The following is a 16,867-nucleotide window of genomic DNA, read 5'->3' on the forward strand; positions in this document are numbered from 1 at the left end:
GCCCATGCTGTCCGTGTCACGCTATCGCTCATCGCTCGCTGGCACCGGTTTTGTTCCTGCAGCGCGCCCCCATTGTTTTTCAAAATGCTTTCTAAACCATTGAACAAGTTCTGCGGGCATTGTTATTGCCGAATTAAATTCATGCACGCAGTGCCAAATGCTTGCAGAACAAGGAATTTTGATGGAGCTGCCACCGCAGGCAATGGTCCGTGGCGGTGCCGTCGGGCGCTGATGGGCTGCTCCGGGGACCCGCTGCGGATCCACAACGCCCCGTCCGCTGCCACTGTCTCGCGTGGCGCTATGGGGGGCCTGCGCGGCGCAATTGAGCGCAGCTCCTGCGTCGAACGCCATTTTAACCCGTTCTGCGCCAAGCTGATGGCCTCCAGCTTCAGGATCGCGCCTTGACCAGCTCCGCCCCACACCGCCGCAGCCCCGATTGGCGCCTGGTCCTGCTCGCTGGCGCTGGCGCTGCAGTCATCCTGGTCCTGCGGACACTGTTCGCCCGGGCCGAATTGCCATTCTTTGCCGATACCGACGACGCCATGCGCATGGTCAGGGTGGTGGATTTTATCCAGGGGCAGCCCTGGTACGATCTGACGACGTACCGGCTCAATACGCCGTTCGGCGCCGAACTGCATTGGTCGCGGCTGGTCGATCTGCCGCTAGCCGGTCTGGTCATGGCCTTCACCCCGCTGCTGGAGGCCGATCTGGCCATCATTGCCACAGGCTATGTGTGGCCCATGGCCCTGCTGGGAGTGCTGCTGTGGATCAGTGCGCTGCTGGCCAATCGCCTGGTGGGCCCCGAGGGCGTCCTGCCCGCCGTGGTGCTGCCGGTGCTCAATCCGGCCATCACGGCCGAATTCACCCCCGGCCGGGTCGACCACCACAACCTCGTCATCATTCTCACCCTGGCCACGGCCTGGGCCAGCATCGAGGCGCTGCGCCGCCCCCGCTTTGCCGTGCTCAGCGGCCTGCTGGCGGCGACCGCGCTGGCCATCGCCACCGAAGCCCTGCCCACCATTGCCGCCGCCATTCTGGTGCTGGGCCTGCTCTATGTGTTCGACGCCGGCAAGGCCGCCACCATGCGCAGTTTCGGGCTGGCCTTTGCTGCCGGCGCCGTGGGCCATCTGGCGCTGTTCCGCCCGCCCGGCCGCTGGCTAGAACCGGCCTGTGACGTGCTCTCGCCCGTCTATGTGGGGGTGGCGCTTGCCGTGGCCGCCGCCTTCACCCTGGCCAGCCTGATCCCCGCCCGGGCGGCCTGGCAGCGCTTTGCCCTGCTCGCCCTGCTGGGCGGTCTTGGCATGGGGCTGGTCGCCCTGGCCTGGCCGCAATGCCTGCAGGGACCCTATGGCGCGCTGGACCCCTGGCTGCAGGACAACTGGATCGCCAATATCGTCGAGGCCAAGCCCTGGCTGGTCAGTGTGTTTGAACTGCCCGCCTATGGCTTTGCCGTCGGCCTGCCGGCGCTGCTTGGCACGCTGGTGGTGCTCTATCGGGTGCTCAGGGTGCGAGAGGATCGGGGCGCATGGGCCGCGCTACTGATGTTCCTGCTCTGCGTCGCGCTGACCATGCTGGCCCAGGTGCGCGGCGCCCGGCTATCGGTAATGCCCGCCATGCCGGCCGCCGCCTGGCTGATCGTGGTGGCCCGCCAGCGCTATCTGGCCAGCCCGCGCCTGGCCAATATCGCCGGGCTGATGGGCAGCTGGCTGGCGTTTTCCGGCGTGATCCTGGCGCTGGTGGTGAGCCAGTTGACCACGCTGACGCCGGGCCGCGCGCAGGAGGTCACTGCGGCCCGCGCCAGCAAGGAGCCGTGCCTGTTGCCAGCGGCCTTCGTGGCACTGGCGGCCATGCCGCCGGCGCGCATCATGTCCCCCATCGATCTGGGCGCCCACATCCAGCTCTATACCGGGCATGCGGTGGTCGCGGCGCCCTATCACCGCAATCAGCAGGGCGTGCGGGACGCCTTCCGCTTCTTTAATGACCCGATTGCCGATGCCCGCGCCGTGCTGGCCGCGCGCGACATTGGTCTGGTCGTGCTGTGCCCCGGCATGGCCGAACTGCAGGGCCTGCCCAGCCGCGCCGAAGACAGCTTTGCCGCGCTCTATGCGCAGGACCGATTGCCGGCATGGCTGGTGGCGGTGAGCCCACCCGACAGCGTGCTCACGATTTATGCGGTGCAGCCGCAGTGAGCGGGTCGAGCCCCAGCTCGGCCCGGCGCTTGCGGGTCAGCCTGCTCGCGACCAACCGGTGCGCTTCGCGCACATAGGCGCGCAGATCATCGGGCGTCAGGGGCGATCCGGGCAGCACCTGCACCCATTGGGCGCGCGCCAGATAGGGGGCCGGGCGCACGTTTTCCAGTTCGGGCAGCATCGCGAAGGCCAACTCGGAGCACTTGAAGCTGAGCCCGGGTCCCCCATCGGCGCCCCAGCCCGAGAGGATGGCAAAGATCCTGCCACCCACTTTGGCGACGCTGGCATCGCCCCATTGCCGCACCAGCGTGGCGCCGGGCAGGCTCAGCGCGAAGGCTTCAAAGCCGGTCCGGTCCATCAATGCGCTGTCGGTAGCCGTCATGGTACACGCTCTGCTCGCCAATTGGGGCTTTGGGGTCTGACAGATCGCGGACCCTGCGGGCCGGTTCTGCCAGAGCATTTCACCGTTCGCTGAAACGGTGAAATCGCTCCAGGTCTTTGATCGGTCGCGCTTCCGAACCGCACAAATGGCGCCACTTTTGCCGAAAACGCTCTATGCAGCGGTAACGCCCAGCCCGATCGGGCAGCTCACCCCGGTCCCCTGCAAGCCGCAATAGCCGTTCGGATTCTTGGCCAGGTATTGCTGGTGATACGTCTCTGCGTAAAAGAACTCCGGCGCCGGTTTGATCTCGGTGGTGATCGTCCCCAGACCCCTGGCCTGCAGGGCTTCCTGATAGGCCGCGCGGCTCTGCTGCACCAAAGCTGCCTGAGCGGGCGTGGTGGTGTAGATGGCGCTGCGATATTGCGTGCCCACATCATTGCCCTGCCGCATGCCCTGGGTCGGGTCATGCTCCTCCCAGAAGGTCTTGAGCAGCGCCTCAAGGGTGACCCGGGCAGGGTCAAACACCACCTTCACCGCTTCGGTATGGCCGGTCTGGCCCGAACAGACTTCCTCATAGCTCGGATTGGGCGTGCTGCCGCCCTGATAGCCCACGGCGGTGACGACAACCCCGGGCACTTCCCAGAACAGCCGCTCGGCGCCCCAGAAGCAGCCCAGCCCGAAATAGATGGTTTCCGCCCCGCTCGGGTACGGCCCCTTCAGCGCCGCGCCATTGACAAAATGCTCAGCGGTTACCGGCATCTGCGCATCGCGTCCGGGCAGTGCTGCAGCGGCGTCCGGTATGGTGTTCGGCTTGGATTTGAAGAACATGGTATTTCCTTTCATGGGCTATTCGGCCCGTCGCGGCCATAGGTTACCCCCGCCTAGATCTGCTCCTGCCGCAGGAAGCGTTCGCGCCGCGGCTTGCGACCCAGCAGCGCCAGCAGCACGCCCGGCACAGCCGCTACGGCAAAGGCCGGATAACCCAGCAAGGCGCCCAGCGTGGCATCGAGCAGATCCCCGAAGAACCGGCTGTGCAGGAAATCCTGCACGCCCTGCAGGCCCACCGGGTGCAGCTGGTTCCACAGCGTACCCAGGCTGGTGAACAGCAGTTCATTGGCCCCCAGCGACTTGGTACCGTCAATAACCGCCAGAACCAGCGCCAGGCCAATCAGCCAGGTGCCCAAAACTCTCAAGATCAGCCGCATCCATATTCCCTGTGCCGGCGGGGACAAGTGCGAGGCTGGCCTGCCCCATCGGCGCCCCGCGCACGGCCTTGTTGTGCCATGGCGGCGGGACGTCTCACAAGGTGGTAGCGCCCGGCGATGAAAACAATTGCCCTCGCAACCCCGTGATCCCTTGCGCCCAGCCTCGCGATAAGTATATTGCGCCTCGCTCGCGTCGGCCAACCAGCCGACCCCTCCGGTGTTTCCAACCGGGGTTACAGGCGATGCGGAGAGGTGGCCGAGTGGTCGAAGGCGCACGCCTGGAAAGTGTGTAGGCGGGGAACCGTCTCAAGGGTTCGAATCCCTTTCTCTCCGCCACCCCTACTAAATGCAGCCATTACAACGGGGTACAGCGGCATACCGACCCTTTGTAGCCAGAATGTCCCTAGCGCATTTGGTCAGGGAAAGCTGCCATTTCCCTTCTCACGTCGCCATACTCATCTGCGATTATCCTCCACACGGACTATCACTTTAGCTTGCCTGTTGCCTATAATTACGGCGATCCTGGACAGGTGCGCGGTTGAGTGTTGCGCGTAGTTATCATTCACACCGCCGCTCAGGAAAAAATTCACAAGCTCAATTTGCGGGGAGAACCAACATGGAAGCCACCCAACTGTATCGCGGCCGGCTCATCGACCACATCCAGCTCGTCGTGCGCGATCTCGAGGCCAGCCAGGACTTCTATACGGCGGTGTTGGCCGTGTTGGAGATTCCCATCGTCGGCACGAGCGACGGCTATTTCTGGGCTGATGAACTCGTCGTGTCCTCGGCAGAAAGCCCGGCGGCATTAGGTGCACTGACAGGGCGCCATCACCTGGCCTTTCAAGCCAAGGATCGCGCGACAGTGGACGCTTTCTATCGCGCAGCGCTGGCCCACGGCGGTCGAGACAATGGGGCACCAGGAGAGCGGACATATCACCCCGGATACTACGCCGCTTTCGTGCTCGACCCCGATGGAAACAATATTGAAGCTGTGTACCATGGCGAGGCACGACGCAGTGCGCCTTCAGTGGTGATTGAATTCTAAGGTTCTATCGAGTGGCGCACGGCGGGGCGGCTGGAGAGATTCGCTGAACCAACGTAGCGTCGCACCCCAAAATACGGTGGCGAGGATTTCAGGGGCTGTGAGACACCTGACACCGGCACATTGGCAATTCCACAAATCGCAGCCTGAAATCTCAATGATCGCGCCCCGCTCGGATGCCGCGACGAATACATGATTTCTATCCGGCAGATGAAACGCGAGCAAGGCCGCGTTCATCGCTGCCGGACAGCGCCGCCGAACCCGGCCAGATCACACGTCAGCTCGACCGAGCCGGTTGTGCGGCCAGGTCGCCCTCAGTCGGCCCAACTGCACTTCCACGTCCTTGTGGGCACGATAGTGCGAAGCTGTAGCACTGACGTACGTTCAGCTTCGTTGTTTGGGTTTTCCGGCTTCCCGCAACCCGACTTTGGCGCTGCGGCTGGTTGATTGAGAGATTGCTTCAAGCCCAACAACAGATAGGCGATCCAGGACACAGCATCTAGGATGAACTTCGGTGCCAGAAGGATGAAGCATGGAACAGTCGCCCCAGGTCGGAGATCGTCTTGCGGACAAGTCCGCTCCACCGAGCAGCGAGACCGTTCGCGATTGGACCGGGCCGGAAGCCTTTGCGTATTGGAAGGCCCTTCAAGACTGGATCGAGAGCTCATACCCCGGGAGCTTCATTCCTGAGTGGATCTATGGCGGAAAGAAGCATGGTTGGTCTCTACGATACAAGAAATCGCGGGCCTTCTGTACTTTCCTGCCGGAGTATAGGCTGTTCTCTGTTGTGGTCGTTCTGGGGCGCGCGGAAAGGGATAAACTCGACGCGCGGCGCGAAAGCCTGAGCCCACAACTGGCTGATCTTTATGACTCGACCCAGACATACCGCGACGGCAAGTGGTTGAAGATCGGTGTATCGAACGCTGAAGATCTGCGGGATGTGACCGAGTTATTGGCTATCAAGCGGCCGCTCCGCTCACGCCATTGAAGGGCATATCCCTGAGCGGGTAGCGTCATCTGGCGGCAGGCCAATGAAGCACCGATGGCAGCGACCCCGCGCGTCGGTCTTTTGACCCAGATCAACCGCATGTTGCGCCACCCCGTGTAGAAGGGCGGTGAAGGGAGCTGACATGAAAAGGCGGGACATGCTTATCGGCGCAGGAGGTGCGTTGCTGTTGGCTGGCGGTCGGCGGTGGGTTTGATGGGCGATTTCGATGCCTATGCAGGCAGTCTTCGCGCTCCGATCCGCGTCGACGCGGGCATCGTCGACATCCTCCGATACGCAACACTTGCCGCCAACGGCCACAATACCCAACCTTGGCGTTTCCACGTCGAGGCAAACGCAATCGACATACTGCCCGACCTTTCGCGCGCGACACCGGTCGTCGATCCTGACGATCATCATCTTTGTGTCAGCCTGGGTTGCGCGGCCGAGAACCTGCTGATCGCGGCCACGGCGACCGGACGGCCCGGGCAGTTGGAAACGAACGCTGAAGGCGATCGCATCCGCTATTCCTTCTCCAGGGCTGAAGCCCGTCCTCACCCGCTGCTTGCCGCCATTCCCCTGCGACAATCCACCCGAGCGGAATATGACGGGCGCGCGGTGCCTGCCGCCGATATCGAGGCGCTTCGACAATCCGCCGAAACGCCGGGTGTGCGTCTCATCCTGCTTTCCGACCGGGCGCGGATCAGTCAGGTGCGGGACCTGATCGTTGCCGGCAACGATGCGCAGATGGCCGACGGAGCCTTCATGGCCGAGCTGAAACAATGGCTGCGGTTCAGTCCGCGTAGCGCCATGGCGTCCGGTGATGGGCTGTTCTCGGCGACAAGCGGCAATCCCGTGCTCCCGGATTTTCTCGGTGGTATCGCTTTTGACACGTTCTTTGCGGCTGGTGCCGAAAGCGACAAATATGCCCGTCAGATCGACTCCTCGGCCGGTATCGCGATCTTTCTGGCGGAGCGTGAGGACAAAGCGCACTGGATCGCGGTCGGTCGCGCCTGCCAGCGCTTCGCGCTTGCCGCAACCGCTTCCGGCCTCAAACACGCCTTCGTCAACCAGCCTGTCGAGGTCGCACTGCTGCGGCCTGAACTGGCGGCGCTGATTGGGGAAGGTGGAATGCGGCCCGACATCATCATGCGCTTCGGCTACGGCCCGACGCTGCCTTTTTCGCCCCGCCGCCCGGTGGACGCTGTTCTGGTCTAGCAACGCCAGCTACTTTTAAATCCCATAGATTGATTATGTTGTACAATTATAAGGCGGCGTTTCAGGTAGCAGCGCACACGCCTGCCTTATATGGCAGTCCAAGCTGCAGTCAGTCATCATCTCACCCTTAGTCAACACAATGGCTGCCGGCTTGCCGCACCTCGCGTGGGACCTTCGCCCGGCATGAGCGGCACCGTATCGTGGCAGCGCGAGGCGAGAATTCACGCCGGCACATACCGAGCGGCGGCGACCCTGCAAGTTGGCGTCGGCCGGGATGAGATTGTCGCGCTCAAAGAGGGATGCCGGACCACGCAGATACTTGGCGAAACCGGCCATCGTGTATACAGTCCGTCGCAAGAGGCACAAGAGAAGTCGCAAACGACCCTGTGCCCTCTCGTCAAAACTATCAGGGAGGATATCATGTTGAGAAGAACAGCAGTTGCCGCAGTGCTTGGCCTCGGCTTGGCCTGGTCGGCTGGGGTCATGGCGCAGGAAACGCTCAAGATCGGCGTTATCCTGCCCTATTCGGGGCCGTTCGCGGACGCGGCGAATCAGCTCCAGGCCGGCATTGATCTGTATCTGGCCGAGCACGGCAATGAAGTTGCCGGCCGCACCATCGAGCTTATCAAGCGCGACACTGGCGGCCCGGCTCCCGATGTGGCCCGGCGCCTGGCGCAGGAGTTGGTGGTGCGCGACAATGTCGACATTATCGCCGGTTTTGCCTTGACGCCCGAGGCTCTCGGGGCCGCCGAGATTGCCACCGAGGCCAAGAAGCTGATGGTGGTGATGAACGCGGCAACCTCTGTCGTTACCGAGCAGTCGCCCTATATTGTACGCACGGGCGTGACCATTCCGCAGCTCAACTATTCGTTCGGCAGCTGGGCCTATGAGCAGGGCATCCGCGAGGCCTATACGCTGGTTGCCGACTACGGTCCCGGCATCGACGCCGAGGCATCGTTTGCCAAGGGCTTTACCGAAGCCGGCGGCAAGATTGTCGGCGCCGACCGCACCCCGGTCGCCAATCCCGACTTCTCGGCCTATGTGCAGCGCGTCGCCGACGCGGCACCCGAAGCTGTATACATTTTCGTGCCTGGCGGCGCCCAGCCTGCTGCCATCGGCAAGGCGCTGGCCGACCGTGGCCTGTCCCCACCCGACATCAAAGTGCTGGCGCAAGGTGAACTGACGCACCCCGAGGCGCTCGAAAGCATGGGAGAGACGGCCCGCGGCATCATCACCACCTTCCACTACACGCTGGAACGCGATGATGAGATGAACCAGGCCTATGTCGAGGCCTACACGGCCGCCAATAATGGCCGCGAGCCGGACCTGTTCTCGATTGGTGGCTATGACGGCATGCATCTTATCTTCGAGGCGCTCGAGGCCACCGAGGGCGATTCCAGCGGCGATGCCCTGATTGAAGCTGCCAAGGGCATGGTCTGGGACAGCCCGCGCGGTCCGATATCGATCGACCCGGAAACCCGCGACGTGGTCCAGACCGTCTATATCCGCGAAGTCCAGGAGGTGGATGGCAAGATGCAGAACGTGATTCTGGAGGAAATCCCCGACGTCAAGGACCCGCTGCACGGCGCGGCGAAGTAAGGCTCGTTTGCCTGGATATCCCGCTGTCGCCACCATCCCCGATCTGCCTCCCTCCCCCCGCGGGGAGGGACTGAGGGTGGGGGGCGACGTCCCCGATATCAGAGCCAAACACCCCCACCCTTGATCCCTCCCCACAAGGGGAGGGAGACGACTGAGAGCTCCGGATAAGGTCAGCAGATGACGCGTGAACCAGTAGCAGGAATGCCATGATCAGCCAGATTGCCATTGTGCTGTTTGACGGCTTCGCCTTCGGTATGCTGCTGTTTTTGTTGTCGGTAGGCCTGTCGGTCACGCTGGGCATGATGAATTTCATCAACCTGGCGCATGGCGCCTTTGGCATGTTCGGCGGCTATGTCGCCGTCACCGCCATGCGCCAGCTCGGCCTGCCTTTCCTCGCGGCCCTGCCCCTGGCCTTCATCGCCATGGCGCTGCTCAGCGTCATCGTCGAACGCACCCTGTTCCGCCGGCTCTACCGGGCCGGTGAACTCAATCAGGTGCTGTTCACCATTGGTGCCGTCTTTGTCTCCGCGGCGGTCGCCACGTTCGTTTTTGGCACGGTGCAGCAGGTCATCATCCTGCCGTCCTGGCTGCGGGGCTCGGTGGAAATCGGCGACGTGCGCTTCGGCGTCTATCGCGCCTTCATTATCCTGGTGGCGCTGATCGTCACTGCCCTGCTGGTGTTCGGGCTGGAACGCACAAGGCTGGGCGCGCAGGTCCGCGCGGCCGTGGACAATCAGCGCATGGCGCAGGGACTGGGCCTTGATGTCGAGCGGGTTTTTGCCATCACCTTTGCCCTGGGTAGCGGGTTGGCGGGCCTGGGCGGTGCGCTGGCGGTCGAGATCGTCGGGCTGTCACCGTCCTTTGGCTTCCAGATGCTGGTCTATGTGTTGATCGTGGTGTCGGTCGGCGGGCTGGGCTCGATCACCGGCTCCTTTGTCGGCGCGGCCCTGCTCGGCATCGGCGATGTTGCGGGCAAGTATTTCTGGCCCGAGATCGGCAGCTTTCTCATCTACCTGATGCTGGTGGCCATCCTGCTGGTGCGGCCGCTCGGCCTGTTCGGCAAGCGCTAGGAGATGGCTATGCAAACACCGGTCTCCGCCCCCATCGAAGCGCGCGACTGGCTGCGTCGCCGCAGCCGCTGGTCACCCTTTGAAATCCTGTTCTGGCTGGCGACACTGCTGCCGTTCATCTTCTTTCCCACCTACCTGCCGCTGGCCAACCAGATCGCCATCGCCGCGCTGTTTGCCATCTCGGTCGACCTGATCCTGGGCTATGCCGGCATCGTGACGCTGGGCCACGCCATGTTCTTCGGGCTGGGCGCCTATTTTGCCGGCATCATCAGCGTGCATGGCTGGGGCGAGCCCATTTCCGGCCTGCTGATGGCCGGGCTGTTTGCCGGCGTCATCGGCTATATCATCAGCTTCCTCATCACCCGGGTGCAGCATCTGGCGCTGATAATGGTGACACTGGGCCTTGGCTTCCTGACCTACGAACTGGCCAACGCCCTGCACTGGCTGACCGGCGGCACTGACGGGCTGCGCGGCATCAGCACCTGGCCGGTGTTCGGCCAGTTCCGCTTCGATATGTGGGGCTATACCGCCTATGGCTATGCGCTGGCGGTGCTGTTCCTGTGCTTCCTGCTCAGCCGCCGCCTGGTCAATTCGTCCTTCGGACTGGCGCTGCGCGGTATTCGCGAGAACGTCAAGCGCATGCCGGCCATTGGCGCCGACCACAAGAGCCACCTGCGGCTGATCTATGCCATTTCGGCTGCCATTGCCGGGCTGGCCGGGGGACTGCTGGCCCAGACCACCAATACGGTAGCGCTGGACTCGCTGAGCTTCGAGCGCTCGGCCGATGTTGTGGTCATGCTGATCCTGGGCGGCACCGGGCGACTCTACGGGGCAATCCTGGGCACCTTCATATTCCTTGTCGCCCGCGATCAACTCGCCGGCATCAATCCGCAATACTGGTATTTCGGCATCGGCATGCTGCTGATGGTCGTCGTGCTGTTCATGCCCAAGGGCATTCTGGGCTTTCTCGCGCGCATCGTGGCGAGGGCCAAATGATGGCGGGCGAAGACATCGTATTGCGCGCCACCGGGCTCACCAAGAATTTCGGCAAGCTCGACGTGACCCGCGACGTCGCCATCGCCCTGCCGCGCGGCGCCCGCCACGCGCTAATCGGCCCCAATGGCGCGGGCAAGACCACACTGATCAACCTGCTGACCGGCCAGCTGCAGCCAGATGCCGGGCGGATCGAACTGGAGGGCGGCGATATCACCGCTCTGGCGCCGGCCAACCGGGTGCGGCTGGGCCTGAGCCGCACCTTCCAGATCAATACCCTGTTTCCCGACCTGACCCCGATCGAGGCGGTCACCCTGGCGGTGCTCGAGCGCCAGCGCTGCGCGGGCCAGTTCTGGCGCCGGCTGGCATCCCATAACGAGGCGATCGAGGAGAGCTTCACCATTCTGGGGCAGTTGGGCCTGGCCGATGTGGCCACCCGCACCACCCGGACCTTGCCCTATGGCCAGCAGCGACTGCTGGAGATTGCCCTGGCGCTGGCTGCTCGGCCGCGCGTGCTGTTGCTCGACGAGCCGGCAGCCGGCGTGCCCAAGGACGAGAGCGCGGCACTGTTTTCCGTGATTGCGGCGCTGCCCGCCGATATCTCGGTACTGTTCATCGAGCACGACATGGATATCGTCTTCAAATTCGCCTCCCGCATCATCGTGCTGGTGGGGGGCGCGGTGCTGCTGGAAGCTGATCCGCAAACTGTGCGCAGCGATCCACGGGTGCGCGAAGTCTATCTGGGGCGTGGACATGACTGAGCCGCTGCTGGAATTCCGTGACGTCCGCTCCGGCTATGGCGAGGCCGTGGTGCTCGACAACATGTCGCTAAGCCTGCCCCCCAATGGCAGCCTGGCGCTGCTCGGCCGCAACGGCGTCGGCAAGTCCACCCTGCTGCTCACGGCCATGGGTTTTGTTACGCTGGCGCGCGGCTCCATCCATTGGCGCGGCACCGATATTTCGTGGCTGGCGCCCCACAAAAGAGCCCAGCTCGGCCTGGGCTGGGTGGCGCAGGAGCGCGATATCTTTGCCTCGCTGACAATCGAGGAAAACCTCACCGTCATCGCCCGCCCCGGTCGCTGGGACCTGCCGGCCATCTATCGATTGTTTCCCCGCCTGGCTGATCGCCGGGCCAATATGGGCAATCAACTGTCGGGCGGCGAGCAGCAGATGCTGGCGACAGGCCGCACGCTGATGACCAATCCGGCGGTGCTGTTGCTCGACGAGCCGTTTGAGGGGCTGGCCCCGATCATTGTCGAGGAGCTGACGGCCGCCGTGCGCCAGATGGCGATCGACGAAGGCATTGCCCTGATACTGGTGGAGCAGCATGCCGAGGTGGCGCTGGGGCTCACCCAGCAGGCGATCATCATCGAACGTGGCATGATCGCCCACCGCGCCGCCTCCGCCGATCTGCTCAAGGACAGTGTCACGCTGGAGCGCTATCTGGGGCTCAAGCTCGGCGCCAGCTAGGCGTCGGACTTTGCCACCCTGCGCGCAAGAACCTGTTGCACGGTGTCGGGCAAGGGCGACTGTGGTGTAACGCCGGCGGCCCCCATCGCCTCCTGCACCGCCGCTATTTCGCGCGCCAAGGCGCCATGCAGGCCCAGCGCGTCGAGGGTCGCGCCGCTCTCGCGCATTTCAGCGGCGCGGCGATGGCCGTGGCGGGTGGTGCGCTCGAACTGGTAGGCGGCAAAGCGCGACCAGTCCAGGCCGGGATAGGATGCCGACAGCGAAGCAAGGATTTCGTCAAAGCACCCGGAGGCGCGCGCAGCCAGCAGTGTCTCAACGGTGATGGCTTCAAGGCCCTTCACGAACAGCGATCGGACCATCTTGATGGCGGTGGCCGCACCCGGTTCGGCGCCAGCTATACTGGCGGAGAACCCCAGCGCCAGCAATTGCGGCAGCAGGCGCTCGGCAGGTTCGCCCGCCAGCAATACCGGCGTGGCATGGTTTTTGGGATGGACCGGCGCCATGACCGCCATGTCGAGATAGTCGGCGCCCGCCGCTTCCACCGCCGCCGCCGTTTCACGCTTGCGGCCGGGCGAGACGGAGTTGATGTCGATGAGCAGTTGCCCCGGGCGCAGGTGGGGCAGCAGCGGCGCCACAGCGAGCAGGCTCTGGTCGGCGGTGACGGCGCTGAAAATCCAGTCGGCGTCGGCGAGGCCGGCAATGGCCACCGGCGTGGCGCCGCGCGATTTCATCGCCTCACGCATGGCATCGTCATCGTCATCGCCATCGCCATCGAGCAGGATGTCATAGGCCAGAACGGCTTGAGCCAACCCTTCATGGAAGGCACGGGCGGCTTCGCCATAGCCCAGGAAACCGATTTTCAACTGCACTCTCCTGTCCTGCGCACTAGCGCTGGAACACCACCGTCTTGTGCTTGTTGATCAGCACGCGGTCTTCCAGGTGCCAGGCCACGGCGCGGGCCAGCACCCGACGCTCGATGTCGCGGCCCTTGCGCACCAAATCCTCGGGTGTGTCGGCGTGACTCACCGGCTCCACATCCTGGCAGATAATCGGGCCTTCATCGAGATCGGCAGTCACGTAATGCGCGGTGGCGCCAATCATCTTGACGCCGCGCTCATGGGCCTGGTGATAGGGCTTGGCGCCCTTGAAGCCGGGCAGGAAGGAATGGTGAATATTGATGCAGCGTCCCGCCAGATAACCAGAAAAATCATCGGACAAAATCTGCATATAGCGGGCCAGTACCACCAGTTCGGCCCCGGTTTCCTCGATGATCGCCTTGATCGCGGCCTCCTGCGCTGCCTTGTTATCCTTGGCCACGGGCAGGTAATGATAGGGGATGCCCTCCATCAGTGTCAGGTTCAAGGCCTCGCGCGGATGGTTGCTGACGATGCCTACGGCCTCGATATCGAGTTCACCGATGCGCATGCGATAGAGCAAGTCGCCCAGGCAATGGTCGAACCTGGAGACAAGGAACAGCACCTTGCGCTTGTGGCCGATCAGGCGCAGCGAGAAATCGAGCTTCAGATTGGTCACTTCCTCGGCGATGCCGGCGCGGAAATCGGCCTTGGGCGTTGCCATGGTGAAGGCTACGCGCATGAAGAACATGCCGGTGGCCGGATCGTCGAACTGGTGAGCCTCGAAAATGTCGCCGCCATGGCTGGCGATGCGGGCGGCCACGGCGGCCACGATGCCACTACGATTGCCGCACCGCAGGGTGAGAATATAATCGGTCACTGCTGGTCTCGCTTCATGCAAAGGAATTTCTGTCCGGATCTGTCAGGCGCGAGGCGCGCAACCAGGCGACGCCGCCCTCGAGCAAGCCCGCGGTCAGCCCATAGAGGCGGATGGCGAAATCCAGGATCTCTCCGATCCGGTCGCCAAATCGCCCGAGGTGACCGAGACGGGCGACGCTAAAACTCGATTCGACCATGGCACCCTCCTCCCATCAGCCCCGCGCAAGCATTGCTGCGTCTCGCCTGTTCAATGCGCCGGTCTGAGCCGGTTTGTGTATGCACTATGCGACAACAGTCATGGCGTTGCAACGGTGGTTATAGGGCCAATATGGCCGATATCGGCGTTTTTACGACTCCACTTGATTTGAATCCTATTCGCTATGTATACATATAGGAGCTGAGGAGGAGCGAATGGCCTTGTTGAATTTTGATGCACATCCCGGCGCTAGGACGTCTCCTGAGCGCGGTGCCGACATCATCTCCGGCTGGTCCATCGAGGTCATGCCGCGTACGGCGGCCAAGATCGAGGACTTCCGGGCGCTGCTGCCCGCAGACACGCTGGTCTATGTCGCCCACATCGCCGGCACCCCCATTGAGGACATGGTGGCGACGGCGCGCCGTTTGCACGAAGAGGGTTTTGCCGTGATGCCGCACTTTCCGGCGCGCGCCATTGCCGATGCGGCGATGCTGGAGGAGTGGATCAAGCGCTATCGCGACGAGGCCGAGGTAACCAGGGCGCTGCTGCTGGGCGGCGGCAATGCGGCGCCGGTGGGCCGCTTTGACAGCTCGCTACAGCTGATCGAAACCGGGTTGTTCGACCGCCACGGCTTTACCCATTTGCATGTGGCCGGCCACCCAGAGGGCAATCGCGATATTGACCAGGGCGGCGGCACCGTCAATGTCGACAGCGCGCTGGCATTCAAGCAGGATTATGCGGCGCGTACCGATGCACAAATGGCCATCGTAACGCAGTTTGCCTTCGAGACGGCAGCGGTGACGGCGTGGGCCGAACGAATCGCTGATCTGGGCATTACCATGCCGATCCATGCCGGCATTGCCGGGCCCGCCAAATTGCAGACGCTGATCCAGTTCGCGCTGGCCTGCGGCGTCGGTCCATCGGTCAGCGTGCTGCAGAAGCGGGCGCGAGACCTGACCAAGCTGCTAACGCCGTATGAGCCGACCGAGGTGGTTGCCGGCTTTGTTGACTACAAGGCGCGCCATCCCGACAGCCTGATCAGCCAGTTGCATATGTTCCCGCTGGGGGGCATCAAGACGGCCGCCGAGTGGATGAACCGCCAGACCCTGCCACAGGCAAAAGCGGGATTTGCCTGAAGCAGGCGTGTACATTTGCTGGCAATTTCCGGCGGATTTCTGGCTGCGGCGGCTTGATACTTGCCGGGCGCGGCTTGGGCTGTGTACACAGTGATTGCAAAAGTGCCGCTTCAGGAGAGATCAATGACGATTGCCCGCCCCCCGTTTCGTGCCGACCATGTCGGTTCCCTGTTGCGCAATTCTGCGGTCAAGCAGGCGCGGCGGCAGCACCTTGATGAGCACAGCATCAGCCGCGAGGCATTGACTGAAGTCGAGGACGAAGCCATCCGCGAAGCCATCAAGTTGCAGGAGGATGTCGGCCTGCCGGTGGTGACAGATGGCGAGATCCGCCGTTCGTTCTGGCATTACGATTTCATGCAGGAGCTCGACGGATTCAAGTTTGTCGAGCGCGACGTGGCTACCGGCCATAACTTCAAGGGCGCCAATACGCGGCCGATCTTCCCGACCATTACCGGCCCGGTGGATTTCCCGGCCGACCATCCGATGCTTGAGCATTTCAAGTTCGTTGCCGCCAATACCAAGGTGATGCCCAAGATCTCGATCCCGGGCCCGAGCTGCTGCCATTTCCGCGTTAGCAAGGACGATATCGGCCACAAGCCCTATAGCGATGATCTCGAACTGCTGTTCGCCGATCTGGCCAAAACCTACAAGAAGGCTGTTCAGGCGTTCTACGACGTCGGCTGCCGCTATCTGCAGATGGACGACATCTTCTTTGCCTATCTGTGCGATCCCAAGATCCGCGCCGAAAAGCAGGCGCAGGGGCTCGATCCAGACTGGCTGATCGAGCAATATGCCAAGATGATGCATGACGCGATCGAGGGTCGTCCCGACGACATGGTGATCGGCATGCATATGTGCCGTGGCAATTTCAAATCGACCTGGATCGCCGAGGGTGCCTATGACCCGGCGGCCGATGCCGTATTCAACAAGACCGGCGTCGACATCTATTTCATGGAATATGACACTGACCGCGCTGGCGGGCTCGAGCCGCTGCGCCTGCTGCCCAAGGGCAAGAAGCGCGTCATGCCCGGCTTCATCACCACCAAGACCGGTGAGCTGGAAAGTCTCGACAGCCTGCGCCGCAAGTTTGACGAGGCGGCCAAATATGCCGATCTCGACCAGTTGGGCATTGCCCCGCAATGCGGGTTCTCGTCCACCGAAGAAGGCAATTCCATCACCATGGACGACCAGAGGCGCAAGCTCGAGCTGGTGGTCAAGACTGCAGAGGCGATCTGGGGCTCGGTTTAATCGCTGTCGCTCAAGGCCAAATAATCGCTGTCGCTCAAGCACATTTAATCGCTGTCGCTCAAGGCTAGCCCCGTTCGGGGCTAGCGCCGCGGCGTCATGGGTTCGACGATCCGGTGCGCCTGGAAAGTGTCAGGCAGTGCGGTCAGCTCGATGCTGGCGACAATGCCAGCCTGGTTGAACGGGTCACCCTCGGCAAAGGCGCGAGCCTGATCGAGGTCGGCCGCTTCAAGAACGCCGAAATTGCCCAGTCCATTGCCGGCGTCATCCAGCAGTGCCGATCCTATCAGCACCACTGCCAGCCCATCCCCGCCGGTCCGCACCCATTCGCGGTGGGCCGGCCGGTGCGCGTCACGGACAATGTCCTGTTGGGCATGGTGCAGGCAACGCATCAGGAAGAACAT

At 63.1% G+C, this 16,867-nt stretch carries 18 protein-coding genes and 1 tRNA gene; 12 read left to right on the plus strand and 7 right to left on the minus strand.

The window, feature by feature from the left end:
- Positions 1-401: 401 nt before the first annotated feature.
- Complete coding sequence (locus tag ABFY71_RS10680) at positions 402-2,189, plus strand: hypothetical protein (RefSeq protein ID WP_347945966.1); 1,788 nt, start codon at positions 402-404, stop codon at positions 2,187-2,189.
- On the opposite strand, the gene ABFY71_RS10685 is transcribed toward ABFY71_RS10680, so the two are convergent.
- From ABFY71_RS10685 to ABFY71_RS10695, 3 genes are all read right to left on the minus strand, one after another.
- Positions 2,161-2,571 carry an MmcQ/YjbR family DNA-binding protein gene (locus tag ABFY71_RS10685; RefSeq protein ID WP_347945967.1) on the minus strand — a complete coding sequence of 137 codons (411 nt, stop codon included), beginning with the start codon at positions 2,569-2,571 and terminating at the stop codon, positions 2,161-2,163. The two genes, ABFY71_RS10680 and ABFY71_RS10685, sit on opposite strands and share 29 nt — an antisense overlap.
- A gap of 171 nt (positions 2,572-2,742) precedes the next feature.
- Positions 2,743-3,399, minus strand: a complete 657-nt coding sequence (gene msrA / locus ABFY71_RS10690; RefSeq protein ID WP_347945968.1) for a peptide-methionine (S)-S-oxide reductase MsrA — start codon at positions 3,397-3,399, stop codon at positions 2,743-2,745.
- A gap of 53 nt (positions 3,400-3,452) precedes the next feature.
- A complete protein-coding gene (locus ABFY71_RS10695) occupies positions 3,453-3,776 on the minus strand; it encodes a hypothetical protein (RefSeq protein ID WP_347945969.1) in 324 nt (107 codons plus the stop codon).
- A gap of 246 nt (positions 3,777-4,022) precedes the next feature.
- Here ABFY71_RS10695 and ABFY71_RS10700 point away from each other — a divergent pair.
- From ABFY71_RS10700 to ABFY71_RS10740, 9 genes are all read left to right on the plus strand, one after another.
- Positions 4,023-4,112: transfer RNA gene (locus tag ABFY71_RS10700), tRNA-Ser, on the plus strand.
- 280 nt (positions 4,113-4,392) lie between these two features.
- Entirely contained in the window at positions 4,393-4,821 is a 429-nt protein-coding gene (locus ABFY71_RS10705) for a VOC family protein (protein WP_347945971.1), read from the plus strand.
- A 529-nt stretch (positions 4,822-5,350) separates the two neighbouring features.
- On the plus strand, positions 5,351-5,806 hold the full coding sequence (locus tag ABFY71_RS10710; RefSeq protein WP_347945972.1) for a DUF3788 domain-containing protein: 456 nt from the start codon (positions 5,351-5,353) through the stop codon (positions 5,804-5,806).
- Positions 5,807-6,019: 213 nt separating this feature from the next.
- Complete coding sequence (locus ABFY71_RS10715) at positions 6,020-7,021, plus strand: Acg family FMN-binding oxidoreductase (protein WP_347945973.1); 1,002 nt, start codon at positions 6,020-6,022, stop codon at positions 7,019-7,021.
- A gap of 420 nt (positions 7,022-7,441) precedes the next feature.
- On the plus strand, positions 7,442-8,620 hold the full coding sequence (locus ABFY71_RS10720; RefSeq protein WP_347945974.1) for an ABC transporter substrate-binding protein: 1,179 nt from the start codon (positions 7,442-7,444) through the stop codon (positions 8,618-8,620).
- A 206-nt stretch (positions 8,621-8,826) separates the two neighbouring features.
- Entirely contained in the window at positions 8,827-9,690 is an 864-nt protein-coding gene (locus ABFY71_RS10725; RefSeq protein ID WP_305575762.1) for a branched-chain amino acid ABC transporter permease, read from the plus strand.
- Positions 9,691-9,699: 9 nt separating this feature from the next.
- Entirely contained in the window at positions 9,700-10,686 is a 987-nt protein-coding gene (locus ABFY71_RS10730; protein ID WP_347945975.1) for a branched-chain amino acid ABC transporter permease, read from the plus strand.
- The gene (locus tag ABFY71_RS10735; RefSeq protein WP_431021526.1) at positions 10,683-11,444 is read left to right on the plus strand and encodes an ABC transporter ATP-binding protein; all 762 of its coding nucleotides are present in this window, start codon (positions 10,683-10,685) and stop codon (positions 11,442-11,444) included. The genes ABFY71_RS10730 and ABFY71_RS10735 overlap by 4 nt, the downstream gene beginning before the upstream one ends.
- Positions 11,437-12,153 (plus strand): ABC transporter ATP-binding protein, encoded by a 717-nt coding sequence (locus ABFY71_RS10740; protein ID WP_347945976.1) that lies wholly within the window; start codon positions 11,437-11,439, stop codon positions 12,151-12,153. Before ABFY71_RS10735 ends, ABFY71_RS10740 begins: the two co-directional genes overlap by 8 nt.
- Here ABFY71_RS10740 and ABFY71_RS10745 read toward each other — a convergent pair.
- The 3 genes from ABFY71_RS10745 to ABFY71_RS10755 are packed head-to-tail and all read right to left on the minus strand — an operon-like array spanning position 12,150 to position 14,083.
- Complete coding sequence (locus ABFY71_RS10745; protein ID WP_347945977.1) at positions 12,150-13,016, minus strand: NAD(P)-dependent oxidoreductase; 867 nt, start codon at positions 13,014-13,016, stop codon at positions 12,150-12,152. The two genes, ABFY71_RS10740 and ABFY71_RS10745, sit on opposite strands and share 4 nt — an antisense overlap.
- Before the next feature lie 22 nt (positions 13,017-13,038).
- On the minus strand, positions 13,039-13,887 hold the full coding sequence (gene purU, locus ABFY71_RS10750) for a formyltetrahydrofolate deformylase (RefSeq protein ID WP_347945978.1): 849 nt from the start codon (positions 13,885-13,887) through the stop codon (positions 13,039-13,041).
- Between the two features lie 13 nt (positions 13,888-13,900).
- The gene (locus tag ABFY71_RS10755) at positions 13,901-14,083 is read right to left on the minus strand and encodes a hypothetical protein (protein ID WP_347945979.1); all 183 of its coding nucleotides are present in this window, start codon (positions 14,081-14,083) and stop codon (positions 13,901-13,903) included.
- 214 nt (positions 14,084-14,297) lie between these two features.
- On the opposite strand from ABFY71_RS10755, the gene ABFY71_RS10760 reads away from it, so the two are divergent.
- Positions 14,298-15,218 (plus strand): methylenetetrahydrofolate reductase, encoded by a 921-nt coding sequence (locus tag ABFY71_RS10760; RefSeq protein WP_347945980.1) that lies wholly within the window; start codon positions 14,298-14,300, stop codon positions 15,216-15,218.
- Positions 15,219-15,341: 123 nt separating this feature from the next.
- A complete protein-coding gene (locus ABFY71_RS10765; RefSeq protein ID WP_305575778.1) occupies positions 15,342-16,466 on the plus strand; it encodes a 5-methyltetrahydropteroyltriglutamate--homocysteine S-methyltransferase in 1,125 nt (374 codons plus the stop codon).
- Positions 16,467-16,546: 80 nt separating this feature from the next.
- On the opposite strand, the gene ABFY71_RS10770 is transcribed toward ABFY71_RS10765, so the two are convergent.
- On the minus strand, positions 16,547-16,867 hold the full coding sequence (locus ABFY71_RS10770; protein ID WP_347945981.1) for a YciI family protein: 321 nt from the start codon (positions 16,865-16,867) through the stop codon (positions 16,547-16,549).

This window comes from Devosia alba, from assembly GCF_039938915.1.
Taxonomy (GTDB): Bacteria; Pseudomonadota; Alphaproteobacteria; order Rhizobiales; family Devosiaceae; genus Devosia; species Devosia alba.

Coding starts and splice junctions, on each gene's coding strand:
- ABFY71_RS10685 (WP_347945967.1), bottom strand. CDS start 2,571: ATGACGGCTACCGACAGCGCATTGATGGACCGGACCGGCTTTGAAGCC.
- msrA (WP_347945968.1), bottom strand. CDS start 3,399: ATGTTCTTCAAATCCAAGCCGAACACCATACCGGACGCCGCTGCAGCA.
- ABFY71_RS10695 (WP_347945969.1), bottom strand. CDS start 3,776: ATGCGGCTGATCTTGAGAGTTTTGGGCACCTGGCTGATTGGCCTGGCG.
- ABFY71_RS10705 (WP_347945971.1), top strand. CDS start 4,393: ATGGAAGCCACCCAACTGTATCGCGGCCGGCTCATCGACCACATCCAG.
- ABFY71_RS10710 (WP_347945972.1), top strand. CDS start 5,351: ATGGAACAGTCGCCCCAGGTCGGAGATCGTCTTGCGGACAAGTCCGCT.
- ABFY71_RS10715 (WP_347945973.1), top strand. CDS start 6,020: ATGGGCGATTTCGATGCCTATGCAGGCAGTCTTCGCGCTCCGATCCGC.
- ABFY71_RS10720 (WP_347945974.1), top strand. CDS start 7,442: ATGTTGAGAAGAACAGCAGTTGCCGCAGTGCTTGGCCTCGGCTTGGCC.
- ABFY71_RS10725 (WP_305575762.1), top strand. CDS start 8,827: ATGATCAGCCAGATTGCCATTGTGCTGTTTGACGGCTTCGCCTTCGGT.
- ABFY71_RS10730 (WP_347945975.1), top strand. CDS start 9,700: ATGCAAACACCGGTCTCCGCCCCCATCGAAGCGCGCGACTGGCTGCGT.
- ABFY71_RS10735 (WP_431021526.1), top strand. CDS start 10,683: ATGATGGCGGGCGAAGACATCGTATTGCGCGCCACCGGGCTCACCAAG.
- ABFY71_RS10740 (WP_347945976.1), top strand. CDS start 11,437: ATGACTGAGCCGCTGCTGGAATTCCGTGACGTCCGCTCCGGCTATGGC.
- ABFY71_RS10755 (WP_347945979.1), bottom strand. CDS start 14,083: ATGGTCGAATCGAGTTTTAGCGTCGCCCGTCTCGGTCACCTCGGGCGA.
- ABFY71_RS10760 (WP_347945980.1), top strand. CDS start 14,298: ATGGCCTTGTTGAATTTTGATGCACATCCCGGCGCTAGGACGTCTCCT.
- ABFY71_RS10765 (WP_305575778.1), top strand. CDS start 15,342: ATGACGATTGCCCGCCCCCCGTTTCGTGCCGACCATGTCGGTTCCCTG.
- ABFY71_RS10770 (WP_347945981.1), bottom strand. CDS start 16,867: ATGTTCTTCCTGATGCGTTGCCTGCACCATGCCCAACAGGACATTGTC.